This is a genomic window from Rhizobium sp. P2_G2 (assembly GCF_056403555.1).
In genome coordinates, this window is record NZ_JBFUFF010000006.1 from 21228 (window position 1) to 46720 (window position 25493).

The 25493-nt window shown below is 60.5% G+C and carries 28 protein-coding genes; 19 read left to right on the plus strand and 9 right to left on the minus strand.

What is annotated here, in order from left to right; translation table 11 throughout:
* Nucleotides 1–7 precede the first annotated feature (7 nt).
* A complete protein-coding gene (locus AC1D06_RS07120; protein ID WP_477878215.1) occupies nt 8–433 on the plus strand; it encodes a metallopeptidase family protein in 426 nt (141 codons plus the stop codon).
* A 3-nt stretch (nt 434–436) separates the two neighbouring features.
* Here the strand turns inward: AC1D06_RS07120 and AC1D06_RS07125 are convergent, their stop codons facing one another.
* The gene (locus AC1D06_RS07125; protein ID WP_477985717.1) at nt 437–1030 is read right to left on the minus strand and encodes a CGNR zinc finger domain-containing protein; all 594 of its coding nucleotides are present in this window, start codon (nt 1028–1030) and stop codon (nt 437–439) included.
* 122 nt (nt 1031–1152) lie between these two features.
* Between AC1D06_RS07125 and AC1D06_RS07130 the strand changes: the two genes are divergently transcribed.
* Nucleotides 1153–1959 (plus strand): DUF2066 domain-containing protein, encoded by an 807-nt coding sequence (locus AC1D06_RS07130; RefSeq protein ID WP_477985718.1) that lies wholly within the window; start codon nt 1153–1155, stop codon nt 1957–1959.
* Nucleotides 1960–2012: 53 nt separating this feature from the next.
* On the opposite strand, the gene leuD is transcribed toward AC1D06_RS07130, so the two are convergent.
* Nucleotides 2013–2618: a 3-isopropylmalate dehydratase small subunit gene (gene leuD, locus AC1D06_RS07135; protein ID WP_477878218.1), complete on the minus strand. Its 606-nt coding sequence runs from the start codon at nt 2616–2618 to the stop codon at nt 2013–2015.
* A 258-nt stretch (nt 2619–2876) separates the two neighbouring features.
* Here leuD and AC1D06_RS07140 point away from each other — a divergent pair, with 258 nt between their 5' ends.
* Complete coding sequence (locus tag AC1D06_RS07140) at nt 2877–3755, plus strand: LysR family transcriptional regulator (RefSeq protein ID WP_477985719.1); 879 nt, start codon at nt 2877–2879, stop codon at nt 3753–3755.
* Between the two features lie 3 nt (nt 3756–3758).
* Here the strand turns inward: AC1D06_RS07140 and AC1D06_RS07145 are convergent, their stop codons facing one another.
* Both AC1D06_RS07145 and AC1D06_RS07150 read right to left on the minus strand, forming a co-directional pair.
* Complete coding sequence (locus AC1D06_RS07145) at nt 3759–4151, minus strand: hypothetical protein (RefSeq protein WP_477985720.1); 393 nt, start codon at nt 4149–4151, stop codon at nt 3759–3761.
* A 23-nt stretch (nt 4152–4174) separates the two neighbouring features.
* On the minus strand, nt 4175–4444 hold the full coding sequence (locus AC1D06_RS07150; protein WP_477985721.1) for a type II toxin-antitoxin system prevent-host-death family antitoxin: 270 nt from the start codon (nt 4442–4444) through the stop codon (nt 4175–4177).
* 284 nt (nt 4445–4728) lie between these two features.
* Between AC1D06_RS07150 and AC1D06_RS07155 the strand changes: the two genes are divergently transcribed.
* The 9 genes from AC1D06_RS07155 to AC1D06_RS07195 all read left to right on the plus strand — a co-directional run bounded on the left by AC1D06_RS07155 (nt 4729) and on the right by AC1D06_RS07195 (nt 14198).
* Nucleotides 4729–5205 carry a formate dehydrogenase subunit gamma gene (locus AC1D06_RS07155; protein WP_477985722.1) on the plus strand — a complete coding sequence of 159 codons (477 nt, stop codon included), beginning with the start codon at nt 4729–4731 and terminating at the stop codon, nt 5203–5205.
* Nucleotides 5202–6758, plus strand: a complete 1557-nt coding sequence (locus tag AC1D06_RS07160) for a formate dehydrogenase beta subunit (protein ID WP_477985723.1) — start codon at nt 5202–5204, stop codon at nt 6756–6758. The genes AC1D06_RS07155 and AC1D06_RS07160 overlap by 4 nt, the downstream gene beginning before the upstream one ends.
* A 4-nt stretch (nt 6759–6762) precedes the next feature.
* Nucleotides 6763–9642, plus strand: coding sequence for a formate dehydrogenase subunit alpha (fdhF, locus tag AC1D06_RS07165; protein WP_477985724.1), 2880 nt, complete (start codon nt 6763–6765; stop codon nt 9640–9642).
* A gap of 7 nt (nt 9643–9649) precedes the next feature.
* Nucleotides 9650–10471, plus strand: coding sequence for a formate dehydrogenase accessory sulfurtransferase FdhD (gene fdhD, locus AC1D06_RS07170; protein ID WP_477878225.1), 822 nt, complete (start codon nt 9650–9652; stop codon nt 10469–10471).
* Nucleotides 10461–10706 carry a formate dehydrogenase subunit delta gene (locus AC1D06_RS07175; protein WP_477878226.1) on the plus strand — a complete coding sequence of 82 codons (246 nt, stop codon included), beginning with the start codon at nt 10461–10463 and terminating at the stop codon, nt 10704–10706. The genes fdhD and AC1D06_RS07175 overlap by 11 nt, the downstream gene beginning before the upstream one ends.
* Before the next feature lie 49 nt (nt 10707–10755).
* Complete coding sequence (locus tag AC1D06_RS07180; RefSeq protein ID WP_477878227.1) at nt 10756–11013, plus strand: type II toxin-antitoxin system Phd/YefM family antitoxin; 258 nt, start codon at nt 10756–10758, stop codon at nt 11011–11013.
* Nucleotides 11010–11450: a type II toxin-antitoxin system VapC family toxin gene (locus tag AC1D06_RS07185; RefSeq protein WP_477985725.1), complete on the plus strand. Its 441-nt coding sequence runs from the start codon at nt 11010–11012 to the stop codon at nt 11448–11450. The genes AC1D06_RS07180 and AC1D06_RS07185 overlap by 4 nt, the downstream gene beginning before the upstream one ends.
* Before the next feature lie 225 nt (nt 11451–11675).
* Nucleotides 11676–13085 (plus strand): 3-isopropylmalate dehydratase large subunit, encoded by a 1410-nt coding sequence (gene leuC / locus AC1D06_RS07190; protein ID WP_477985726.1) that lies wholly within the window; start codon nt 11676–11678, stop codon nt 13083–13085.
* A gap of 306 nt (nt 13086–13391) precedes the next feature.
* A complete protein-coding gene (locus AC1D06_RS07195) occupies nt 13392–14198 on the plus strand; it encodes a class I SAM-dependent methyltransferase (RefSeq protein WP_477985727.1) in 807 nt (268 codons plus the stop codon).
* A gap of 8 nt (nt 14199–14206) precedes the next feature.
* On the opposite strand, the gene AC1D06_RS07200 is transcribed toward AC1D06_RS07195, so the two are convergent.
* The gene (locus AC1D06_RS07200; RefSeq protein WP_477985728.1) at nt 14207–15037 is read right to left on the minus strand and encodes an aldo/keto reductase; all 831 of its coding nucleotides are present in this window, start codon (nt 15035–15037) and stop codon (nt 14207–14209) included.
* 182 nt (nt 15038–15219) lie between these two features.
* On the opposite strand from AC1D06_RS07200, the gene AC1D06_RS07205 reads away from it, so the two are divergent.
* On the plus strand, nt 15220–15759 hold the full coding sequence (locus tag AC1D06_RS07205) for a SixA phosphatase family protein (protein WP_477985850.1): 540 nt from the start codon (nt 15220–15222) through the stop codon (nt 15757–15759).
* Here the strand turns inward: AC1D06_RS07205 and AC1D06_RS07210 are convergent.
* The 4 genes from AC1D06_RS07210 to AC1D06_RS07225 all read right to left on the minus strand — a co-directional run bounded on the left by AC1D06_RS07210 (nt 15756) and on the right by AC1D06_RS07225 (nt 18011).
* Nucleotides 15756–16472 (minus strand): RNA polymerase sigma factor, encoded by a 717-nt coding sequence (locus tag AC1D06_RS07210; protein WP_477985729.1) that lies wholly within the window; start codon nt 16470–16472, stop codon nt 15756–15758. The genes AC1D06_RS07205 and AC1D06_RS07210 overlap by 4 nt on opposite strands.
* Before the next feature lie 35 nt (nt 16473–16507).
* Nucleotides 16508–16831: a cupredoxin domain-containing protein gene (locus AC1D06_RS07215; protein WP_477985730.1), complete on the minus strand. Its 324-nt coding sequence runs from the start codon at nt 16829–16831 to the stop codon at nt 16508–16510.
* A gap of 7 nt (nt 16832–16838) precedes the next feature.
* Complete coding sequence (locus tag AC1D06_RS07220; RefSeq protein WP_477985731.1) at nt 16839–17357, minus strand: DUF4142 domain-containing protein; 519 nt, start codon at nt 17355–17357, stop codon at nt 16839–16841.
* 129 nt (nt 17358–17486) lie between these two features.
* The gene (locus AC1D06_RS07225) at nt 17487–18011 is read right to left on the minus strand and encodes a L,D-transpeptidase family protein (protein WP_477985732.1); all 525 of its coding nucleotides are present in this window, start codon (nt 18009–18011) and stop codon (nt 17487–17489) included.
* A 136-nt stretch (nt 18012–18147) separates the two neighbouring features.
* On the opposite strand from AC1D06_RS07225, the gene AC1D06_RS07230 reads away from it, so the two are divergent.
* From AC1D06_RS07230 to pyc, 6 genes are all read left to right on the plus strand, one after another.
* Nucleotides 18148–18831, plus strand: a complete 684-nt coding sequence (locus AC1D06_RS07230; RefSeq protein ID WP_477878237.1) for a response regulator transcription factor — start codon at nt 18148–18150, stop codon at nt 18829–18831.
* Nucleotides 18832–18841: 10 nt separating this feature from the next.
* Nucleotides 18842–19297 carry a cyclic nucleotide-binding domain-containing protein gene (locus AC1D06_RS07235; RefSeq protein ID WP_477985733.1) on the plus strand — a complete coding sequence of 152 codons (456 nt, stop codon included), beginning with the start codon at nt 18842–18844 and terminating at the stop codon, nt 19295–19297.
* Between the two features lie 17 nt (nt 19298–19314).
* Complete coding sequence (locus AC1D06_RS07240; RefSeq protein WP_477985734.1) at nt 19315–19530, plus strand: helix-turn-helix domain-containing protein; 216 nt, start codon at nt 19315–19317, stop codon at nt 19528–19530.
* A gap of 225 nt (nt 19531–19755) precedes the next feature.
* The gene (purU, locus tag AC1D06_RS07245) at nt 19756–20640 is read left to right on the plus strand and encodes a formyltetrahydrofolate deformylase (RefSeq protein WP_477878240.1); all 885 of its coding nucleotides are present in this window, start codon (nt 19756–19758) and stop codon (nt 20638–20640) included.
* A 328-nt stretch (nt 20641–20968) separates the two neighbouring features.
* Entirely contained in the window at nt 20969–21712 is a 744-nt protein-coding gene (locus AC1D06_RS07250; protein ID WP_477985735.1) for a helix-turn-helix transcriptional regulator, read from the plus strand.
* 213 nt (nt 21713–21925) lie between these two features.
* On the plus strand, nt 21926–25384 hold the full coding sequence (gene pyc / locus AC1D06_RS07255; protein WP_477985736.1) for a pyruvate carboxylase: 3459 nt from the start codon (nt 21926–21928) through the stop codon (nt 25382–25384).
* The last annotated feature ends 109 nt before the right edge of the window (nt 25385–25493 follow it).

Sequence of the window (25493 nt, forward strand, 5' to 3'; positions counted from 1 at the left end):
AGAGACCATGGCGAGCATAGACCAGACAGACAAGTGGCGGGACGTGTTCTCGCCATCGCTGGAAGCGATTGAGCAGCTGGCGCGCGAGGCCTATGGACATCTGCCCGAGGATTTTCGGGCACTTTGCCAAGACCTGATCATCGAGATCTCCGACTTCCCTTCTGACGACGTGTTTGAGGACATGGCGCTCGAAACGCCTTTCGACCTGCTCGGCCTGTTCGAGGGGCGTGGCGTGACCGAACGGTTCTCGGTCGAGAACGGAGAGCTGCCCAACCGCGTCTCGCTCTATCGCCGGCCGATCCTCGACTACTGGGCCGAAAACGAAGAGACTTTGGGCGACATCATCACTCATGTGCTGATCCACGAGATCGGCCACCATTTCGGCCTGTCCGACGACGATATCGAGGCGATCGAAGCCACCGTCGCCGCCTGATCATCATCCCCTCGCGCTCACCTCTTCAGCCTGCATCCGGCTTCGGAAACCCCGCACCTTCGCCCGGTTGCCGCAGGTATCCATCGAGCACCAGCGCCTTGGCTTGGAGCGGCTGTTGTCGAGGAAAAAGCCACCACAGGGATCACCCTCGCATCGACCGATCCTGCGCTCGGCCGGAATCAGCTGAAGGCTCGCGATCGACAGCGCAGTCCGGATTAGAGGCAGTGACATTAAGTGTGCCGGAGCGACGTGCATTGTTTCCAGCCCATTGATCAATAGGACCGGATCAGCAAGCGCCTTGGCAAGCCGGCGCTCCAAATCGTCTTCTCTCCCCCTGGTCTCCTGATGAACCATGCGACTGGACAGGCAATCTCGCCAGCTCGTCCTCAATGCAATCGCTTCGGCATGAACGGCCTCTGCCGCTTCAGGCGCCGGCCCCACAGCCGCCAGCAGTGCCGCGACCTCGGCCTGTGTCAGCAAGCCCGCTGGCAAGGACCACTCGACCAGTGATCGGTAGTCTCCAATGAAATCCGCCTGCCGTCCCTCGCGCCAATGAAAAGTATTGGCGAAATCGAGCGCCGGATCGCCGGCCAGCATCCGCATCCGGCCGAGATGGGAAAAGTAGGCACGGACTTCATCGATTGAATTGCTCGAAATCTTCATGTAACCTCTTAACAGGTTACGAAACTGTTTGACAAGCAGTCATCCTGGAGGTGTCGATGGTTTTGCTGAGGTTTCTTATTGCGTTCGCCGCGCTTTCGCTGCCGGCAGAGCGGCTGACGGCGGCTGAGCAGACCGAAGATCTCTACAGCTCCGTCGCCATCGTCACCGGCCAGGGTGTTGAGAACCGGCAACCGGGCTTCCGCGATTGCCTCGATCGTGTCCTTGTCCGTGTTTCCGGTGATCCCCGCCTGCCGGGCTTGCCGGCTGCGGCGAAGCTGCGCAGTCACGCCGGCGATTTCGTCAGGAGCTTTTCCTACCATGACCGTCTGGCCGGCCGCCCCATCCATGACGAGCAGGGCACCTATGACCGCCCGCATGACCTCACCTGCCGCTACGACCCGCAAGTGATCAACGGGGCGCTCGCCCAACTCGGCAGTCGCCCCTGGCTTGGCAAGCGTCCACGCTTCACCATTTTCCTCACCGTTGAGCGCAATGGACAGAAATTTAGGCTGTCTTCTGACAATCCGCGCGATGAAGCAATGCGGGAAGCCTTTGCGACTGCCGCAACGCCGCTTGCGCTAGCGCTGGCATTTCCAACTGCCGATATCGTTGACAAACTTGATGTGAACGGGGATGTCCCATCCCCCAAGCTCGCCGATGTGGCTCGGAAAGCCGGGGGCGATAGAGCTTTGGCGGGAACGCTCACCTGGAGCGACCAGGATCTCGGCTGGGTCGCGACATGGCGGCTGGCCGAAAATGGCAAGACCTATGCCTGGACCGTGCGCGGCGTCAATTTCGACGAAGCCTTCAGGGTTGCGCTCAATGGCGCTACGCAAATCCTCTCCGGCAACGGATCGCCGTGACGGTGAGCGCGGATCGAATGGCCCATGACCATCCGATCCGGAAGCAGTTGTGATCAGGCCCAGGGACGAGTGCCGGCCGCAGTCTTCTCGAAAGCGTCGATCGCCGCGGACTTTTCCAGCGTCAGGCCGATATCGTCGAGGCCGTTCAGCAGGCAATACTTGCGGAAGGCATCGAGATCGAACTTGATGACGCCGCCGTCGGGACCGCGGATTTCCTGTGCTTCGAGATCGATGGTCAGCGTCGCATTGGCGCCGCGGCTCGCGTCGTCGAGCAGCTTATCCAGTTCGTCCGGTGTCACGACGATCGGCAGGATGCCGTTCTTGAAGCAGTTGTTGTAGAAGATGTCGGCAAAGCTGGTGGAGATCACGCAGCGGATGCCGAAATCAAGCAGTGCCCAGGGCGCATGCTCGCGCGAGGAACCACAGCCGAAATTGTCGCCGGCGACAAGAACCTGCGCATGCCGGTAGGCCGGCTTGTTGAGCACGAAATCGGGATTTTCGCTGCCGTCTTCCTTGTAGCGCGCCTCGGCGAACAGACCCGTGCCGAGACCGGTCCGCTTAATGGTCTTGAGGTAATCCTTCGGAATGATCATGTCCGTGTCGATATTGACGACGGGATACGGAGCGGCGATGCCGGTCAGCGTGGTGAACTTGTCCATGGATCAACCTTTCGGATTTTTCGTGCGGGCTGCGGTTTACTCCAAGACAGCCGAGAAATGAAGGGGAATCTTCTGCCGGATTATCGCGGACAGCACCCATGCTGGCGTGATCGCACGATTTTCTTCGCACGCCGCATCGCGTCGTCGTGAGCACGGCGCCGGGCATTCGTTTTGCCTATGACGACATGACGCCGTTGGAGTGCAATTCCGCCAGTTTGATGCCAAGATCAGGCGCATGAAGAGGCCAGGCACACACTGATGATCGACAAACTGCAATTCTTTCTGACGCTGGCGCGCGAAAAACACTTCGGTCGCGCGGCGGAGGAGTGCGGCATCACCCAGCCGACGCTTTCCGCCGCGATCCGCCAGCTCGAAGGTGAATTGGGCGTGATGCTGGTCAATCGCGGCTCACGCTACCAGGGCCTGACTCCGGAGGGACAACGGGTGCTGGAATGGGCTCGTCGCATCGTCGGCGACACCCGCACGATGAAGGAAGAGATGCGCGCCGCGCGCTCTGGCCTGTCCGGCCATGTACGCATCGCCGCCATCCCGACCGCACTGTCGCTGATTCCGAAGATCACCGCGCCTTTCCAGGAGAAGCATCCGAACGTCACCTTCTCGATCCAGTCCACCACGTCGCTGCAGGTGATGAGCCAGCTCGAAAACCTCGAGACCGATATCGGCATCACCTATCTCGACAACGAACCTCTCGGCCGTGTCGTCAGCGTGCCACTGATCGAAGAACGCTATTACCTGGTCACCGCCAAGCGCGCCGCACCAGCTGGGCGCAGTTCGATCACCTGGGCGGAAGCGAGCCGTATGCCGCTCTGTCTGCTGACCGCCGACATGCAGAACCGACGCATTATCAACCGGCATATCAGCGAAGCCGGCGCCAAAATCGAGCCACGGCTCGAATCCAATTCGATGATCGTCCTCTTCACCCATGTGCTGACCGGCCGCTGGGCTTCGATCATGCCGCTCGACGCCGCCCGATCCTTCGGCTTCGCGGAGGAGGTGGCCGTCATTCCGCTGGTTGAGCCGGAAGCCAGCCATTCGGTTGGCGTTGTGGCGCTGGAACGCGATCCGAACACGCCGCTGGTGTCGGCACTGTTGAATGCGGCGCGGAATGTGGGGTGATCGTTAAGTGCGGTCAACTTGTGCTGGGCGAGCCTGAGCACGAAAGCACTCGATCAGATGCAGGAAGAATCTTTGCGGCAGGAAGCCGTATACAGGGCTCTCCGAATTGCCCGCCTCTCGCAGATCATACCCAGGCCAAAGAAACTGATTGTATTCGTCGACCAATATCCAAGACCGTTCGTCGTCGAGTTTCAAATAACGCTTGATTTCCGCAGGTATTTCAACTGCAAGATCATCTCTGGAAGGCGGCGAATGGGTGACGGGCAATATCTGTACACGCGTTCCTCTGTCTCCGCTTTCGGTCGTAAGGATGATAGCACAAGGTCGGTCCTTGGTACCCTCCTCCCGTCCCGCGCGGGCCTCCCGAGCCCAAAGATAGGAATAGCTGATGACCATACCCGCCTTTGGTGCCGGGATTCTCATTTTTCAGGCTTCCAATCCTTGATCAAATCGTCAAGGTAGGCATATTCCTCTGGTACGCGCTGTTGGGCGAGCAAGGCGAGATCCTCGTCGGACATTTCCTCGGCCAGGAAAGCCCTGCGATAACTTGCCCTCAACCTTCGATATTCCTCGCTCGAAATCAGCACGAGCCGATCGCGGCCATTTCGGGTGATGGTAACCGGCTCCTGCAGTGCCTTGTCAGCCAGCGTGCCGTAGTTCTTGATGAATTCTGCCGATGAGACTTTCATGGTCGAAATCCTCGAAAGTTTCGAATAATTCGAATTATACCGGTTGCAGGCGACAGCGACAACAGCAGATCTGCGTTCGGCGTTTGATAGAAATTTCCTATCGCTCCACAAAACGCCCCTTATTGACCTTCTTTCGGCCAAACGTCATCATCCGGCGCAGATGCGAAATCGACAGGGTTCCGATTTTGCCATAAATTTCCTGGAAAAATCCGGTATGATGCGGATGGCCGGCAGTTTGCCTGTTACGCGCGGAGGTCATGCCGGAGACAAGGGTGGAGACCCGGATGAATGTCCATGTGAAAGACGATGTCGCCGAGCGCACGCTGGCCATCGTTTCCGAATTGAAAAGCCTCGAAGGCCCGCTCCTGCCGATCCTGCACGCGATCCAGCATGAATATGGTCATGTGCCGCAGGCTGCACTGCCGCTGATCGCTCGCGAGCTCAACCTGTCGCGCGCCGAGGTCCATGGTGTCGTCACCTTTTACCATGAATTCCGCGAACAGCCGGCCGGTCAGCATGTCGTGCGCCTCTGTCGTGCCGAGGCCTGCCAGTCCAGAGGAGGCCGCGAGATTGCCGACCATGCCCGCAAACTGCTCGACCTCGACTGGAACGAGACGACGCCGRACGGCCGCGTGACGCTGGAACCGGTCTATTGTCTCGGCCTCTGTTCCGTCGCCCCCTCGGCTGAAATCGACGGGCAGCTGCATGGCCGCCTCGACGCCGAGGAACTGACCGCTCTGATCAAGGAGGTGCGCCAGTGACCGTCAGGATTTTTGTCCCGCGCGATTCCGCCGCCCTTTCCGTCGGCGCCGACAAGGTGGCCGCGGCCTTCGAACAGGAAATCGCCGCCCGCAAGCTCGATGCCAAAGTCATCCGCAATGGCTCGCGCGGCCTGCATTGGCTGGAAACGCTGGTCGAGGTGGAAACACCGCAAGGCCGGGTCGCCTATGGCCCGGTCAAAGCGGAGGATGTTGCCGGCCTGCTTGATACCGGCCTTATCGACGGCAGAAGCCATCCGCTCTGTCATGGTGCGACTGAAGAAATCAGCTGGCTCAAGAACCAGACGCGCCTGACCTTCGCCCGCTGCGGCATCACCGATCCGCTGTCGCTCGAGGATTACAGAGCACATGGTGGCCTCAATGGCCTCGAAATTGCACTGGGTATGGTCCCAGTCGATGTGGTCAAGCAGGTCACCGATTCCGGCCTGCGCGGCCGCGGCGGCGCGGGCTTCCCGACCGGCATCAAATGGAAGACGGTTCACGATGCCGCCGGCCCGCAGAAATATATCGTCTGCAATGCCGACGAGGGCGACTCGGCAACCTTTGCCGACCGGATGATCATGGAAGGCGATCCCTTTGTGCTGATCGAGGGCATGGCCATCGCCGGCATCGCGGTTGGCGCGACCAAAGGCTATGTCTACCTGCGCTCGGAATATCCGAACGCCATTCTGATCATGAACGAGGCGGTCGGGGTCGCGCGCCGCGCCGGTGTGCTCGGTAACTCCGTGCTGGGGTCGGGCAAGGCCTTCGACATGGAAATCCGCTCCGGTGCCGGCGCCTATGTCTGCGGCGAGGAAACCTCGCTGCTCAATTCGCTCGAAGGCAAGCGCGGCATCGTCCGCGCCAAGCCGCCGCTGCCGGCACTGGAAGGTTTCCTCGGCCGGCCGACCGTGGTCAACAATGTCATCTCGCTCGCCTCCGTCCCGGTGATCATGGAAAAAGGCGCGCAATTCTATAAGAATTTCGGCATGGGCCGCTCACGCGGCACGATCCCCATCCAGATCGCCGGCAATGTCAGATATTCCGGCCTCTATGAAGTGGCCTTTGGTCTGACGCTCGGCGAGATCGTCAACGATATCGGCGGCGGCACTGCCAGCGGCCGGCCGGTCAAGGCGGTGCAGGTCGGTGGGCCGCTCGGTGCCTATTTCCCAACCTCGCTGTTCGATACGCCGTTCGACTATGAGGCTTTCGCGGCGAAGGACGGCTTGATTGGCCATGCCGGCATCACCGTATTCGACGACACCGCCGACATGCTGGCGCAGGCGCGGTTTGCCTTTGAATTCTGCGCGGTCGAATCCTGCGGCAAATGCACGCCCTGCCGTATCGGCTCGATCCGCGGAGTTGAGACCATCGACAAGATCTTGCAGGGCATCGAGCCGGAGAAAAACCTGGCCCTGATCAAGGACCTGTCGAATACGATGAAATTCGGCTCGCTCTGCGCGCTGGGCGGCTTCACGCCCTATCCGGTCATGAGCGCCATCACCCACTTCCCGGACGATTTCCGTCCGGCAGCCACTCTTCAGGCAGCGGAGTAAACCCATGTCTCTCATTCATGAAATCGACTACGGCACGCCCGCTTCGAAATCCCAGAAAATGGTGACACTCACCATCGACGGCAATGAGATCACCGTGCCAGAGGGCACGTCGATCATGCGTGCGTCGATGGAAGCGGGCATCGAAGTGCCAAAGCTCTGCGCCACCGATATGATGGATGCCTTCGGCTCCTGCCGCCTCTGTCTGGTGGAGATCGAGGGCCGCAACGGCACGCCCGCCTCTTGCACCACGCCGGTGGCGCCGGGCATCAAGGTCTATACCCAGACATCGCGCCTCAAGGATATCCGCAAGGGCGTGATGGAGCTCTACATTTCCGACCATCCGCTCGACTGCCTGACCTGCGCTGCCAATGGCGATTGCGAATTGCAGGACATGGCCGGAGCTGTCGGCCTCCGCGACGTGCGCTATGGCTATGAGGGCGACAATCACGTCAAGGCGCGCAGCAATGGCGAAGCCAATCTCAAATGGGCACCGAAGGACGAGTCCAACCCCTATTTCACCTATGATCCGGCGAAATGCATCGTCTGCTCGCGCTGCGTCCGCGCCTGCGAGGAAGTGCAGGGCACGTTCGCGCTGACCATCGAGAGCCGCGGCTTCGATTCGCGCGTCTCGGCCGGCATGCACGAAGAGTTCCTGGCCTCCGAATGCGTCTCCTGCGGCGCCTGCGTGCAGGCCTGCCCGACGGCGACACTGACGGAAAAATCGGTGATCGAGATCGGCCAGCCCGAGCATTCCGCCGTCACCACCTGCGCCTATTGCGGCGTCGGCTGCTCCTTCAAGGCCGAGATGCGCGGCGAAGAACTGGTGCGCATGGTGCCGTGGAAGGACGGCAAGGCCAATCGCGGCCATTCCTGCGTCAAGGGCCGCTTCGCCTGGGGCTATGCCACCCACAAGGATCGCATCCTCAACCCGATGATCCGCGAAAAGATCTCCGATCCTTGGCGGGAAGTGTCGTGGGAAGAGGCGCTGACTTACACGGCTAACGAATTCCGACGCATCCAGTATCAATATGGCCGCGATTCGGTCGGCGGTATCACCTCATCGCGCTGCACCAATGAGGAAACCTATCTGGTGCAGAAGCTGATCCGCGCCGGCTTCCGCAACAACAATGTCGATACCTGCGCCCGCGTCTGCCATTCGCCGACCGGCTATGGCCTGGGCCAGACGTTCGGCACCTCGGCCGGCACGCAGGATTTCGACTCGGTCGAAGATACCGATGTCGTCATCATCATCGGCGCCAACCCGACGGAAGGCCACCCGGTCTTCGCCTCGCGTCTCAAGAAGCGGCTGCGCCAGGGCGCCAAGCTGATCGTCATCGACCCGCGCAAGACCGAGATCGTCTCGACCGCGCATGTGAAGGCCGACTACCACCTGCCGCTGAAGCCGGGCACCAATGTCGCTGTTGTCACCGCACTTGCTCATGTCATCGTCACCGAAGGCCTCTATGACGAAGCTTTCATCCGCGAGCGTTGCGATTGGAGCGAATTCCAGGACTGGGCGGAATTCGTCTCTGAAGAGCGTCATAGCCCGGAAGCGATCCAGCAGTACACCAGCGTCGATCCGGAACTGATCCGCGGTGCCGCCCGCCTGTTCGCCCGCGGCGGCAATGGCTCGATCTATTACGGTCTCGGCGTCACCGAGCACAGTCAGGGCTCGACCACGGTCATCGCCATCGCCAACCTTGCCATGGCGACGGGCAATATCGGCCGCCGCGGCGTCGGCGTGAACCCGCTGCGCGGCCAGAACAATGTCCAGGGCTCCTGCGACATGGGTTCCTTTCCGCACGAACTGCCGGGCTACCGCCACATTTCCGACGACGCCACCCGCGCCATCTTCGAAAAGCTCTGGGGCGTCGAGCTCAACAACGAACCGGGTCTGCGTATCCCCAATATGCTGGACGCCGCTGTCGACGGCTCGTTCAAGGCGCTCTACGTCCAGGGCGAAGACATCCTGCAGTCCGATCCGGACACCAAGCATGTCTCGGCCGGCCTTGCGGCTATGGAATGCGTCGTCGTCCAGGATCTGTTCCTCAACGAGACTGCCAATTACGCCCATGTCTTCCTGCCGGGCTCGACCTTCCTCGAAAAGGACGGCACCTTCACCAATGCCGAGCGCCGCATCAACCGCGTCCGCAAGGTCATGACCCCGAAGAACGGCTATGCCGACTGGGAAGTGACGCAGGAACTGGCGCGCGCCTTCGGCCTCGATTGGAACTACGCCCATCCGTCAGAGATCATGGACGAGATCGCCGCCACCACGCCGAGCTTCGCCAAGGTAAGCTACGACTACCTTGAAAAGATGGGTTCGGTGCAATGGCCCTGCAACGAAGCGCATCCCGAAGGCTCGCCGATCATGCATATCGACGGCTTCGTGCGCGGCAAAGGCAAGTTCATCCGCACCGAATATGTCGCCACCGACGAGAAGACCGGCCCACGCTTCCCACTGCTGCTCACCACCGGCCGCGTGCTCAGCCAGTATAATGTCGGCGCCCAGACCCGCCGCACCGACAATGTCGCCTGGCATCCGGAGGACCGGCTGGAAATCCATCCGCACGACGCCGAGCAGCGCGGCATTCGCGACGGCAGCTGGGTGCGCCTGCAGTCGCGTGCCGGTGAAACCTCGCTGCGCGCACTGCTGACCGACAGGGTCGCGACCGGCGTGGTCTACACGACCTTCCACCATCCGGACACACAGGCCAACGTCATCACCACCGACTATTCCGACTGGGCGACCAATTGCCCGGAATACAAGGTGACGGCGGTGCAGATTTCACCGTCGAACGGGCCGTCCGAATGGCAGGAGGATTATAACGAGCTGGCGAAGCGCTCGCGCCGGATCATGGGCAAGCTGGAAGCGGCGGAGTGAGGTCGCTATGACCTCAATCTCCCGCCGCGTCCCGGAAATCTCATTCCGCAATCGCGTTCTCTCCTCCACACATCGCGTGGTCGCGGAGGAAGCCGCGATTGCGCTTTCCTATGGCGGCTCGACCGAAGCCGTGATGATGGCGACTCCGGCCGATCTCGAGGATTTCGCCATCGGCTTCTCCCTCTCCGAAGGTATCGTCGAAAACCTTGATGAAGTCACCGGCATCGAAGTATTGGAAGCCTTTGATGGCGTCGACCTGCAGATCAGCCTCACAGACAATGTCGATCGGGCGCTACGCGTCCGCCGCCGCGCCAAGGCCGGTCCCGTTGGCTGTGGCCTCTGCGGCGTCGAATCGATCGAAGAAGCGCTGAAGCCGGCCGCCGACGTTTCAGGGATCAGCTTGCATCTCACTGCCGGCGATATATCGCAGGCGATGCAGTCGCTATCGGCCAGCCAGCCGCTGAATGCCGAGACCCGCGCCGTGCATGCCGCCGGCTTCTATATCCCTGGCCAAGGCCTGATCGCCGTCCGCGAGGATGTTGGCCGCCACAATGCACTCGACAAACTGATCGGCCATCTGGCCCGCAACGGCGTTGTCGGTTCCGAGGGCGCGATGATCATGACGTCGCGGCTCTCGGTCGAACTGATCCAGAAGACCGCCAAGCTCGGCAGTGCCGTGTTGATCGGCATTTCGGCGCCGACGGCACTGGCGATAGACATGGCCAATCGCGCCGGCATGACCCTCATTGCGCTGGCGCGCGGCGAGGATTTTGAAATTTTTACCGGTTTCGACCGGATCGACACAGGAGACGCAGCCGATGCAGCATGACGGCAGCAAGATCATACGCATGGCGAACCAGATCGCCACTTTCTTCATCTCGCAACCTGAGGCCGACCGAGTGAAGGGCGTTGCCGGCCACATCAATAAGTTCTGGGAACCGCGCATGCGCCGCGAATTCTTCGAGATCGTGGATCATGGCGGCGAGGGCCTGATGCCGCTGGTGATCGAGGCGTCGAAACAGATCAAGCGCCCCGCGCCGCCGCAGCCTTTGCCGAGCAATTGAGCGCCTGTCGGCGACATGCTATCTTTCCGACAACGGAAAGGTCATCGCCATGAGCATCGTCAAGATCAACGACATCAAGGATCAGGTCGAGGAACTGGTCACCCGAGTCCAGGCGGGTGAAACAATCCTGATTGAGAGGGATGGGCAGACGGTGGCGCGGATTGTGCCGATGATGGCGGAGCCCTCCCAGTCGAGGCCGACAAAGATCGACGTGACGGCCCTAAGAGAATTCACGCAATCGCAGCCGCTGCAAAAAGAATCGGCAGGTGAATTCATCAGGCGCATGCGAGACGAGGACCGGTATTGAAACTATACTTCGACACATCGGTCTTTGTTTCCCTTGTCACGAACGAAGTCGCCACACCGCAAATCACAACCTGGTTTTCCCAACAGGATCCCCAAAACCTCGTCGCCAGTGACTGGAACATCACGGAATTTCATTCAGCAATTGCATTTAAGCTGCGCACGGGTCAGATTTCCGCTGATCTTCGAAGAGGGGCTGAAGCGCTTTTCAAGCGTTATATCGAGGAAAATTTCGCGATCATCGCCGTCGAGCGGTCAGACTTTTTGAGAGCCGCTCAGTTGGCGGGAAGGGAAGAGCTGAAACTCCGCGCCGGGGACGCCCTGCATCTCGCAAAGGTCGAGGCGCGCGGTTTTATGCTTTGTACCCTGGATCTTGCCATGCTGGGCGCTGCGACCGTCGTCGGCATCCCCTGCTTAGATCCGCTTTCGCAGCTTCAATGACTGCCATTGCCGCCCCATCAAAAAAATGCTAATCCCCGCCGCATGACTGAGGAAACGGCAAAAAACCACATCTTCGTGCTGCAGGACCGCAAGCGCCTGCCGGCCCGGTTTTTTGCCGAGCTTTCCGGCCTGGCGACTGCGCAGCTTCGCTGACCGTCCGTTTGCGGCGGCCCGCCGTTTCCTGTCGTTTTTCAAAAATCCCTTCGCAATATCCGGGTGAAGACCATGAGCGCACCGCGTACACTCTATGACAAGATCTGGGACGACCATCTGGTCGACCAGCAGGCCGATGGCACCTGTCTCCTCTATATCGACCGTCACCTCGTCCACGAAGTGACCAGCCCGCAGGCCTTCGAAGGCCTGCGCATCACCCACCGCAAGGTCCGCGCGCCGGAAAAGACGCTGGCCGTCGTCGACCACAACGTGCCGACCTCGCCCGACCGCTATCAGGGCATCAAGAACGAGGAAAGCCGCATCCAGGTCGAGGCGTTGGCCAAGAATGCCGCCGATTTCGGCGTCGAATATTATTCCGAGCACGACAAGCGCCAGGGCATCGTCCATATCGTCGGCCCCGAACAGGGGTTTACCTTGCCGGGCATGACCATCGTCTGCGGTGACAGCCACACGTCGACGCACGGCGCTTTCGGCGCACTGGCGCATGGCATCGGCACGTCGGAAGTCGAGCATGTGCTCGCTACCCAGACGCTGATCCAGAAGAAGGCCAAGAACATGCTGGTGCGCGTCGACGGCAAATTGCCGCCGCATGTCACCGCCAAGGACATCATCCTGGCGATCATCGGCGAGATCGGCACCGCCGGCGGCACCGGCCATGTGATCGAATTTGCCGGCGAAGCGATTCGTTCGCTTTCGATGGAAGGCCGTATGACCGTCTGCAACATGACGATCGAAGGTGGCGCCCGCGCCGGCCTGATCGCCCCGGACGAAACCACGTTTGAATACATCAAGGACAAGCCGCGCGCGCCGAAGGGCGAGGCTTGGGATCGTGCCCTCGACTACTGGAAGACGTTGAACTCCGACGAAGGCGCCCATTACGACCGCGTCGTCGTGCTCGACGCTGCCAGCCTGCCGCCGATCGTCTCTTGGGGCTCATCGCCGGAAGACGTCATCTCCGTGCAGGGCGCCGTGCCGAACCCGGACGACATCAAGGACGACAACAAGCGGACGTCGAAATGGCGTGCGCTCGACTATATGGGCCTGAAGCCGGGCACGCCGATCACCGAGATCAATATCGACCGCGTCTTCATCGGCTCCTGCACCAATGGCCGTATCGAGGATCTGCGCGAAGTCGCCAAGGTCGTCGAAGGCAAGCAGGTCGCCTCGACCGTCTCGGCCATGATCGTGCCGGGCTCCGGCCTCGTCAAGGAACAAGCGGAAGCCGAAGGCCTCGACAAGATCTTCAAGGCCGCCGGCTTCGACTGGCGCGAGCCGGGCTGCTCCATGTGCCTCGCCATGAACGACGACCGCCTGAAGCCGGGCGAACGCTGCGCTTCGACCTCGAACCGCAATTTCGAAGGACGCCAGGGTTTCAAGGGCCGCACCCATCTGGTCTCGCCGGCCATGGCGGCGGCGGCAGCGATCGCGGGCCATTTCGTCGATATCCGCAGCTGGCAATAAGCCTGCTGACAATTTGAAATCTGGATGGCCGCTCGCGAGAGCGGCCATTTTTATTGGATGCGCCTACCCATTCGTGAAACACAACGTCAAGGCAATCGGGCAACGCGCTGGCCTCCGTTTGCGGGCATCGTAACACCAGGCGGTTTCGAGGCGTTCTTCCCTGTCGTCGCCTAGCGCAACAGCAAACTGCCTGAAGATCTTGCAGAATTCACCGGTCCGCCGCTGCGCTGAGCGAAAAGCAGAGCCAAGCTTCTGTCCCCCGTGCTATAGGATCGGTGCAATCCGCGCCGATCCTGGGAGGGACCCATGGCAGACAATACTTTCGCCGGCAACACGCCGGCGAATTATGAGCGATATATGGTGCCGATGATCTTCGTGCCCTATGCCGAGGATGTGGCGCGACGCATAGCGCAGCTGAACCCGAAGGACGTGCTGGAGATCGCTGCGGGAACTGGGGTCGTTACCCGCGCCATGGCCGCCGTCCTCGGACCCGATGCCCGGATCATCGCCACCGATCTTAGCCAGCCCATGCTGGATACGGCGATCGCACGCGGGGGCGTGGATGACCGAGTCAGCTGGAAGCAGGCCGATGGGCTGGCTCTGCCCTTCGGCGACAGCCTGTTCGACGTGGTGGTCTGCCAGTTCGGTGTTATGTTCTTTCCCGACAAGGTCAAGGGTTTCCGTCAGGCCCGCCGTGTGCTTCGACCGGACGGGCGCTATATCTTCGCCGTTTGGGACAGAATTGAAACCAATGAATTTGTCTCAGTCCTCGGCGCAAAGCTGACTGAGCTTTTCCCGGACGATCCGCCGCGTTTCATGGAGCGGACCCCGCATGGCTATTGCGATTTCGAAAAGATCAGCGCGGACGTAACGGCGGCCGGCTTCTCCTCTGTCGAGTTCGAAACCGTCGATCATCTCAGCCGCGCCGCTTCGGCTTTGGATGCGGCCATAGGCTACTGCATAGGCAGCCCGCTCAGCGGCGAGATCGAAGCTCGAGCACCGGGGCGGTTGCGGGAAATCACCGAGAAAGCAGCCGAAGCGCTGGAAAAGCACTTCGGCTCCGGTCCGATCGAAGGCAAGATCCGGGCACATTTCGTGACCGCGATCCCGTAAGGACGAACTTAAAACGTCGCCGTCGCGGGATTCGGGCCGATACGGTTGGCATCGGCATCGAGCGCGTCCAATGCTTTCAGATCGGCGTCGTCGAGCGCAAAATCGAACACCTGGAAATTCTCCGCGATCCGGCTCGGCGTCACCGATTTCGGGATCACCACAAGGCCGTTCTGCATATGCCAGCGGATGATCACCTGTGCCGGCGTGCGGCCGGTCCGCTTGGCGATCTCATCGATCGCCGGATGGGTCAGCAGATGGCCCTGGCCGAGAGGGCTCCAGGATTGGGTGCGGATGTCGTGTTTTTCATGCGCGGCCCGTAGCGCCTTCTGCTGGAAATCCGGATGCAGTTCCACCTGGTTGATGACGGGCACGACGCCGGTTTCGCCGATGATCCGCTCCAGATGTTCGGCATTAAAGTTCGATACGCCGATCGAGCGCGCCCTGCCCTCTTCCTTGATGCGTAGAAAGGCCTTCCAGCTTTCGAGATAGAGGTTGCGGTGCGGCGATGGCCAATGGATGAGATAGAGATCGATATAGTCGGTGCCGAGTTCCTTCAGGCTGCGGTCGAAAGCGCGAAGCGTCGAATCGAAACCCTGGTCCTCGTTCCAGAGCTTGGTGGTGATGTAGATGTCGCGGCGGTCGACGCCGGAATTTTTGATGCCGCGACCGACACCGTCTTCGTTGCGATAGGCGGCAGCGGTATCGATATGCCGATAACCGGCTGCAAGCGCCGCTTCGACGGCGCTCACCGCCACATCATTGGGTGTCTGCCAGACGCCAAGTCCGACCTGCGGGATGGAATGACCGTCGTGAAAGCGGATTTGCGGTTGATCTGCCACGGGAAACTCTCCAGGTGTTGACGAAAGCGCACAAGCTGCGCCAGAAAGGAAGCGGACGAAAACTATCGGCGAGTGGGTGCCGACCGGCAACGCCCGTTTCGCATATAGGGCAGGCCGGAGCGGTTTTTACCTTCGGGTCGACAAATTCCGCCAATTCGGCACATATTCTTCTGGGAGCTCGGATTCCTGTTGCAGACAGGCTCAAACGGCGCAAGCGCCTCATCCTCTTCCGGCATGCCAAGTCGGAATGGCCTGATGGCGTGGCCGATCATGAGCGGCCACTGTCCGACCGCGGCAAGAAAGCAGCGCCTGTCATGGGTGTCTATCTGCAGAAGCATAAGCTGGTGCCGGACCTCGCGCTGGTATCGACAGCCCGCCGCGCCCAGGAGACCTGGAGCAGGACATCGAAGGCACTGCAGGCCACCGTGCCCGCCGTCAGCACCCGCAACATCTACGAAGCTGAGCCGGATAGGATTCTTGACGCCATCAAGGGCACCCCTCCCGAAGTCAGGACACTGATCGTCGTCGGCCACAATCCAGGCCTGGAGGAACTGGCCAAAAAGCTGATGAAGGATTTGGGCGGCGAAGCCGGCACGCGGATGCGGGATAAATTCCCCACTGCAGGGATTGCGGTGCTGTCTTTCGAGGCCGACAGCTGGCAGGACGTCGCCCCGCAGACCGGGTCGCTCGATCGTTTCGTCACGCCGAAGTCGCTTAGCTAGACTGCCTTGATGTCGCGCAACTGCGCAATGACGCGATCCGCCATTGCGACACAGCGCGCGCCGTCGAACGGAAACAGCGATGAGAATGTGCCGGCAAGCTGCTTCTCAATGGCAAGCCGCATCATCTTGCGGGCGCGGTGCAGACGTGTCTTTGCGGTCTCCGGCTTGATGCCCAGATGCGAAGCAGCCTCTTGCGTGCTCATGCCCTCGATGTCGCGCAGCACGAAGATCGAACGAAAATCGTCCGGCAGCCCGTCGACGGCGTTTTCGAGCAGGCGCCGCGTCTCGCTGCGCGACAGCTCGGTTTCCGGATCGGCGACCGACAGCGACGAGGGAAATTGCAACACTTCGCCATGTCCCGGCTTCGCCTGCATATCGATTTCCTCAAGTCCTGTCGTCGGGCGGCGACGTCGCACACGCGCCAGCGCCTCGTTGAGCGCGATCCGGGTGAGCCAAGTGGAGAGCTGCGCCTCGCCGCGAAAGGCAGCGAGATGGGTGAAGGCATGCACATAGGTCGCCTGGACCACATCCTCCGCCTCCGTATCATTGCGGACAATGGCGCGCGCCGAGCGGAAGAGCCGCTGGTTATGCCGGCGAATGATCGTGCGCACCGCCAGTTCATCGCCCGTTCTGGCGTGAACGACGAGATCGATATCAGGCAATGCTGCCATGTCCGGCATGAGCCTCGGCACAGAGGCGGGGCTAGCAACCATGATCACTCCACACATTTATGCGCCGTCGCGGCGGCTTAGGGCTGAACATCGAGCGTACCCTTCATCATCGGATGAAAACGGCAGTAAAAGTCCACCTTTCCAGCCTGCTTGACCGTCATGCTGTGTTGCGATTTCGGCGGCAGGTCGACATCGAAACTCTTGTCGCGCGCGGTCGCGGTATGACGGAATATATCATCATTGTGCCAGACGATCACGTCGCCGACATGCAATGCCGGCACCGGGCCGAATTTCATCTTGGCGATCGTGATGTCGTAACTGGCGGCCAGCGCACCGACCGGGTCGCCAACCACGAGCCCCGCAAGTACCAGCGCCRGAAGGATGCGGAAGAGGGCGCGCATGGCAAACCTACTTGACCATGGATGCCAGATGTTCGGCATGCTGCTGGTGCTCCCTGAACAGCGTCAGACCGGTCTGCAGCAACGATTTCAAATCGGTATTCTGAGCCGAAGGGATCAGAAGCGTTTCCAGCGCACCGTTGACCTGCTTGTGATAGGCGACTTCATTGTCGACATAGGCCTTGTCGAAGGCGGCGCCGTGAAGCTTGGCGAGCTTTGACAGTTCAGCCTTGGCAGCGGCCGACAGAGACTTGCTGGTATTGTTGTCTTCCGGCTTGACCTTCAGCTTCTTCAGCAGCGCGAGCGCCTGTTCGTTCACCGCCTTGTGGTCACGCTCCATGGTCTTGGCAAAATCCCGCACTTCGGCATTCTTGCTCTTCTTGAGCGCCTGCCTGGCGGCGGCAATGTCGATTTCGCCGGCCGTATAGGCGATATGGGCGATCTGCGGGTCGGTCGGCTTATCGGCGGCGATTGCTGCGGTCGCCAGCGATGCAACCATGGCGGTCGCGGTGAGAAATTTTTTGAACATGACGGATCTCCTATCCTCCAGACGGGGCTCCTGGCGCGCTTTGCACCGGAAGTGGCCATTGGATGCAGATCCGCTCAAAAGGTTCCCAGGATTTTTGCCTGTCTTTCGAGACAAGCAAAATGGTTTGCCCTATAGGACCCTCACCACTGTTTTCGGCCCGAGAAGCGGCAGCAAGCGCAACATGTCGCGCATGCGGATTGCCACGCAGCCCTCCGTCGGCTGGTAGCCAGCCTTGGCCAGATGAAAGAAGATCGCCGAACCGCAACCGTGCCTGCGGCTGGATATGTTCCAATCCATGACGAGGCAGATGTCGTAGAGATGATCCCTGCGCTTCATCCTCTCATGGCTCCCGGCAAAAGGCGCATGGACCGGGCGATTGTAATTGGCATTGCCACTCTCATCACACCACAGCATGTCCTCGTGAATCAGGCGCATTGCCAAATCAGTTCGTAATGCGCCGACGCCTCGGTCTCGACGATAATAGCCTGACATCAGCCGCATCGCTGCGATCGGCGTGGCGCCATCGCCCTCCCGTTTCAAGCATGCCCGGCCGCTGCGGCCGAGCGCCGCCCGGAATGTCAACGGGCCGGCCTGAACGATCGCCTGGCGGGGATTTCCGGGTGCTGCGCGGACCAGAATTTCGGTGAGTGCCATGTTTTCACAGCCTTTTGCCTTGCATGTGATCGTTTTTCCTGATGAGCCGGGGCCGAACCTGCCCACGCCCTTGCTCTTATTGGCGATTCTGGCATACCAATCACCATCACACCATGTGAACGGGAAGAATAACATCATGACAGCCCGGACAATCCTCCTGGTCGACGACGATCAGGACCTGCGCGAAACCCTTGTCGAACAGCTCGGACTTTACGAAGAATTTTCGGTGATCGAGGAGGCGAACGCGACGAAGGGCATACAGGCGGCGCGCGGCGGCCAGATCGACCTCCTGATCATGGATGTCGGCCTGCCTGACATGGACGGCCGCGAAGCGGTAAAACTTTTGCGCAAGGGCGGCTTCAAGAGCCCGGTGATCATGCTGACCGGCCATGACACCGATGCCGACACCATCCTTGGCCTCGAAGCCGGCGCCAATGACTATGTCACCAAGCCGTTCCGCTTTGCCGTGCTGCTGGCCCGCATCCGCGCGCAGCTCCGTCAGTATGAGCAGAGCGAGGATGCCACCTTCAATGTCGGCCCCTATCTGTTCAAGCCGGCGCAAAAACTCCTGACCGACGCCGAAGGCAAGAAGATCCGGCTGACCGAGAAGGAAGCGGCCATCATCCGCTATCTCTTCCGCGCCGGCCAGAAGGCAGTGACCCGCGACGAACTCCTGGAAGAAGTCTGGGGCTACAATTCCGGTGTCACCACGCATACGCTCGAAACCCATGTCTACCGCCTTCGCCAGAAGATCGAGAAGGACCCATCCAGCGCCGAAATCCTTGTGACCGAAAATGGCGGCTACAAGATCATACCCTGAAAGCGACTAGATGGCCCTAAAGGACGATATTACGCTCTTCATGCAGCTTTCGATCTTCGAGGGCCTTTCGGAAGAGCATTTGCGTCTGCTTGCTTTCGGGGCCGAACGCCGCCGGCTGGAGAAGGGCCATGTGCTCTTCCGCCAGGGCGCCGCAGCCGATTCCGCCTTTGTCGTGACCATGGGGCGGTTGCGGCTGACCATGCATTCGCCCTCCGGCGGCGAGCGGACAATGGGAGAGGCCGGCCCCGGCTCTATCCTCACCGAGATCGCCATGATTGCCGACGCGGAGCGGCATTTCACCGCAACAGCCGTCGACGAGAGCGAGGTCATCCGCATCAGCCGCCTGCTTTTCCGGCGCATGCTGGAAGAATACCCGGAGGTGGCCATTGCCATCGACCGGCGGCTGCGGGAAAACTTCACCACGCTGGCCGCCGCGATCCAGGTCTATGGGGACAAACCGGGTTGAGATGGGAGAGTGATGTCATGACGACCGATCTGAAGCCGATCCACACAGAGGCGGGGTATCAGGCATCACTTGCAGAGCTCGGCCTTCTATGGGGAGCACCGATCAGTACGGCAGACGGCGACCGGCTCGATGCTCTTGCGACCCTTATCGAAACCTATGAATCGCTGCATTATCCGATGGACCCACCCGACCCGGTCGAAGCAGTCCGCTTTTGGATCGAACAAATGAGTTGACCTGTCCGCCGTTGCTCCGGGCCAAGATAAAAGCCGCTGCGCACAAAGTCATGTCGCAATCAGAAAATAGCGACACGCGGATTTTCCTATGATGTCGCTCGATCCGGGCTCTCCAAGACATTGATCGCCCCTCATGAGCCTCGTTGACATCCACTTGTCAGATGTCGCGGCGCGGTCTAATGCCGGGCGGAGATCCCATTGCAACGCAACAGAAACAGGCGCCCTATGAAAAGCTATGTCCTGACCGTCTCCTGCACATCCACGCGCGGCATCGTCGCCGCCATCTCCGGGGTCCTGGCGGAGAAGGGTTGTTACATTATCGACAGCTCGCAGTTCGACGACCTTGAAACCGGCCTGTTCTTCATGCGCGTCACCTTCACCAGCCAGGAAGGGGCCAGCCTTGAAGAGATCACCAAGGCTTTCGAACCGGTCAAGAAGCGCTTCGACATGGATTGCCAATTCCATGATGGCGACCATCGGATGAAAGTGCTGCTGATGGTGTCGCGCTTCGGCCACTGCCTCAACGATCTGCTCTACCGTTGGAAGATCGGCGCGCTGCCGATCGACATCGTCGGCGTCGTTTCCAACCATTTCGACTACCAGAAGCAGGTGGTCAATGCCGACATTCCATTCCACCACATCAATGTGACCAAGGCCAACAAGCCTGAGGCCGAGGCGCGCCTGATGGACGTCGTCGTCAGCTCCGGCGCCGAACTGATCGTGCTGGCCCGCTACATGCAGGTCCTGTCGGACGAAGTCTGCAAGAAAATGTCGGGCAAGATCATCAACATCCACCACTCCTTCCTGCCGTCGTTCAAGGGCGCCAATCCCTACAAGCAGGCCTATGAGCGCGGCGTGAAGCTGATCGGTGCCACGGCGCACTATGTTACCGCCGACCTCGACGAAGGCCCGATCATCGAACAGGACGTCGCCCGCATCACCCATGCCCAGTCCGCCGGCGACTATGTCTCGATCGGCCGTGATGTCGAGAGCCAGGTGCTCGCCCGTGCCGTCCACGCGCACATCCACAATCGCGTCTTCATGAACGGCAACAAGACGATCGTCTTCCCGGCGAGCCCCGGCTCCTACGCCTCCGAGCGCATGGGCTGACATTCAAAACGGGCCGATTCGCCGCAAGCGAGCGGCCCGATCTCTGCAGCAATTCCTATCGCAGCGCAGAATAAATATATACATCCAAAGCTTACATCTTGAATCGTGAATTAAATTTCTCGCAGCAAAACACGATATTTACGGAAAGCCAGGTCCAAGTCGTAGCGACAACTTGGAATTCCGTTAAAATTGTAATAAGTCCTGAGCATGCTCTGATGTTGCTTTAAATCTGCAATCCGGAGTTCATTTTGTCAGATGAAAAGTTGTTATTGACGCGCCATTTGCGAGGGGCCAGTATGGCGCCATATTCGCGTCGTGGGGACAACATTTGCGTTTCAAAGATATTATGCATTTTCTCGTCGCCGTTGGCGAAGCACCTTCCACAGAGGTGCTGACGAGCGAACTCGAGCGCCTGCTCAACGAGTTCGGGTTCAAATATTATTGTGTCTTTCATCAGCCCAAGCCGATCGAGAACGCAGCCGAACTGATCGTCGCCGCCAACTGGCCGCCGGAATGGGTCGCGCGTTACGTGGAGAAGAAATATATCGTCATGGACCCGACGATCCGTTTTCTCCTGCGCGCCAATCGCAGTTTCTCCTGGGCGCAGGCCGTCGAAGCCTACCGCAACAACCCGCATTATCGCCGGATGAAGGCGATGATGGCCGATGGCAAGGCGCATGGGCTGACATCGGGCTATATCTTCCCCGTCTTCAGCCGCAACGGCCTGATCGGCGCCACGACCGTGGGCGGCCCGACCGAAGTCGAATTGGCCCCCGTCGAAATCGCGCTGCTCGAAACCGCCTTCCGCAGTTCCTATCTCCGCTATCTGGAATTCATGGGCGAAAAGCATGCCGACAGCGTTGCCGCAGGCATGGAAATCACCATGACCCATCGTGAGATCCAGGCGCTCAACAATCTCGCCGAAGGCCGCACCTCGCCGGAAATCGCCTCGATCCTCGATGTTTCGTCCAATACGGTCGACTGGTACGTGACCAGCCTGCAAACCAAGCTCAAGGCGCGCAACCGTAATCATGCGGTGGCGCTGGCTTTCCGTCAGGGCCTGATCTCCTGACGGAAGGCGGATTCACAATTCTGACAAAATTCGAAATTGCGCTTCTTGCTGCAACGCGCTAGGATTTGCTCGCGCATGCGAAAAGTCCTGCCGTTCTGCACAATTTCTGCCGGAATCAGGCAACCGGCAGGCGGGTTTTGACCCGGATTGGGGCGCGATGAAGGGCCATTATGCGTACGTTTTCAGACCAGCCCCAGCGTCAGGAGCCCGGCCTTGCCGATCAAGAAGATCCTCGTAGCCAACCGTTCAGAAATCGCCATTCGCATTTTTCGTGCCGCCAACGAACTGGGCCTGAAAACGGTCGCTATCTGGGCCGAGGAAGACAAACTTGCGCTCCATCGCTTCAAGGCCGACGAATCCTACCAGGTCGGGCGTGGCCCGCATCTGGCGCGTGATCTCGGCCCGATCGAAAGCTATCTCGCCATCGACGAGGTCATCCGCGTCGCCAAGCTTTCGGGCGCCGATGCCATCCATCCCGGCTACGGGCTGCTGTCGGAAAGMCCCGAATTCGCTCAGGCTTGCGCAGACAACGGCATCACCTTCATCGGCCCCAAGCCGGCGACCATGGTCCAGCTCGGCAACAAGGTCGCGGCCCGCAATCTGGCGATCTCGATCGGCGTGCCGGTCGTACCGGCCACCGAGCCGCTGCCGGATGACATGGACGTCGTTGCCAAAATGGCAGATGAAATCGGCTATCCGGTCATGCTCAAGGCGTCCTGGGGCGGCGGCGGCCGCGGCATGCGCGCCATCCGAGATCCTAAGGATCTCGCGCGCGAAGTGATGGAAGCCAAGCGCGAAGCCAAGGCTGCCTTCGGCAAGGATGAGGTCTACCTCGAAAAACTGGTCGAGCGCGCCCGCCATGTCGAAAGCCAGGTGCTGGGCGACACGCATGGCAATGTCGTGCACCTCTTCGAACGCGACTGTTCGGTTCAACGGCGCAATCAGAAAGTCGTTGAGCGTGCGCCGGCGCCCTATCTCACCGAGGAACAGCGCGCCGAGCTCGCCTCCTACTCGCTGAAGATCGCCGAGGCTACCAACTATATCGGCGCCGGCACCGTCGAATATCTGATGGATATGCAGAGCGGCAAATTCTACTTCATCGAGGTCAATCCGCGCATCCAGGTCGAACACACCGTCACCGAAATGGTGACCGGCATCGACATCGTCAAAGCCCAGATCCACATCCTCGACGGTTTTGCCATCGGCACGCCGGAATCGGGCGTACCGAAGCAGGCCGATATCCGACTCAACGGCCATGCGCTACAATGCCGCATCACCACCGAGGACCCGGAACAGAACTTCATCCCCGATTACGGCCGCATCACCGCCTATCGCGGCGCCACCGGCTTTGGCATCCGCTTGGATGGCGGTACCGCCTATTCCGGCGCGGTGATCACCCGCTTCTACGATCCGCTGCTCGAAAAGGTCACCGCCTGGGCGCCGACGCCGATCGAGGCGATCCACCGCATGCACCGCGCTCTGCGCGAATTCCGCATCCGCGGCGTCGCCACCAACCTGACCTTCCTGGAAGCGATCATCACTCACCCCGCCTTCCAGACCAACAGCTATACGACCCGCTTCATCGACACCACGCCGGAACTCTTCCAGCAGGTCAAGCGCGCCGACCGCGCCACCAAACTGCTCACCTATCTCGCCGACGTGACGATCAACGGCCATCCGGAGGCTCGTGGTCGCGCCCGGCCGCCGAAGGATGCCGCCCTGCCGGAAGTGCCGTTCTGCGATCTGACGGTCAAGCCAGGTACCAAGCAATTGCTTGATGATCTCGGTCCGAAGAAATTCGCCGACTGGATGGTGGCACAAAAGCGCGTGCTGGTGACCGACACCACGATGCGCGACGGCCACCAGTCGCTGCTCGCCACCCGCGTCCGTACCTTCGATATCGCGGCCATCGCCAATACCTATGCCAAGGCGCTGCCAAACCTTCTGTCGCTCGAATGCTGGGGCGGGGCGACCTTCGACGTCTCTATGCGCTTCCTCACCGAGGACCCGTGGGAACGGCTGGCGCTGATCCGTGAAAACGCGCCGAGCTTCCTGCTGCAGATGCTGCTGCGCGGCGCCAATGGCGTCGGCTACAAGAACTATCCCGACAATGTGGTGAAGTACTTCGTTCGCCAGGCGGCCAAGGGCGGCATCGACCTGTTCCGCGTCTTCGACTGCCTGAACTGGGTCGAAAACATGCGCGTGTCGATGGATGCCGTCGCCGAGGAGAACAAACTCTGCGAGGCGGCAATCTGCTACACGGGCGACATCCTCAATTCCGCCCGGCCGAAATACGATCTCAAATACTATGTCGACCTGGCCAAGCAGCTCGAAAAAGCCGGCGCCCACATTATCGCCGTCAAGGACATGGCCGGCCTGCTCAAGCCGCAGGCGGCACGCGTGCTGTTCCGCGAATTGAAGCAGGCCACCTCGCTGCCGATCCATTTCCATACCCATGATACGTCGGGTATTGCCGCCGCCACCGTGCTTGCCGCCGTCGAAGCCGGCGTCGATGCCGTCGATGCGGCCATGGATGCGCTGTCCGGCAACACCTCGCAGCCCTGCCTTGGCTCGATCGTCGAGGCGCTCAAGGGCACCGAGCGTGACCCGGGCCTGGATACGGAATGGATCCGCCGCATCTCCTTCTATTGGGAGAATGTCCGCACTCAGTACACGGCCTTCGAAAGCGACCTCAAAGGCCCGGCCTCGGAGGTCTACCTGCATGAAATGCCGGGCGGCCAGTTCACCAATCTCAAGGAACAGGCCCGCTCGCTCGGCCTCGAAACCCGCTGGCACAAGGTCGCGCAGGCCTATGCCGATGCCAACCAGATGTTCGGCGACATCGTCAAGGTGACGCCGTCCTCCAAGGTGGTCGGCGACATGGCGCTGATGATGGTGAGCCAGGACCTGACCGTCGAGGACGTCGTCAATCCGGGCAAGGAAATCTCCTTCCCGGAATCGGTGGTGTCGATGCTGAAGGGCGATCTCGGCCAGCCGCCCTCGGGCTGGCCCGACGCGTTGCAGAAGAAGGCGCTGAAGGGCGACAAGCCTTACACCGTCCGCCCCGGCTCGCTTCTGCCGGATGCCGATCTCGACAAGGAGCGGCTGGATATCGAGACCAAGCTTGAACGCAAGGTCAGCGATTTCGAATTCGCCTCGTACCTCATGTATCCGAAGGTGTTCACCGATTTCGCCATTGCCGCCGAGCAATACGGCCCGGTTTCGGTTCTGCCGACACATGCCTATTTCTACGGCCTGCCGCAGGGCGAGGAACTGTTCGCCGATATCGAACGCGGCAAGACGCTGGTCATCCTCAATCAGGCGCAGGGCGAACTCGATCAGAAGGGCATGGTCACCGTGTTCTTCGAACTCAACGGCCAGCCGCGTCGCATCAAGGTGCCGGACCGGGCGCATGGTGCCTCCAATGGCGCGATCCGCCGCAAGGTTGAGCCCGGCAATGCCGCCCAGATCGGCGCACCGATGCCGGGCGTCGTTTCGACCGTGGCGGTCGCCCCCGGCCAGACGATCAAGGCGGGTGACGTGCTTCTGTCGATCGAAGCGATGAAGATGGAGACGGCCTTGCATGCCGAAAAGGACGGCACGATCGCCGAAGTCCTGGTTCGCGCCGGCGACCAGATCGACGCCAAGGACCTGCTGATCGTCTTCAGTTGAAATCCTGATCAGAGCAGGGGCAGCGTTTGACTTCGCTGTCCTTGCTTTTCTGCACCTGGTTTTAGTTTCGGTTAAGCATGTGCAGGGGAAGTACAGCCTTTTATTACAA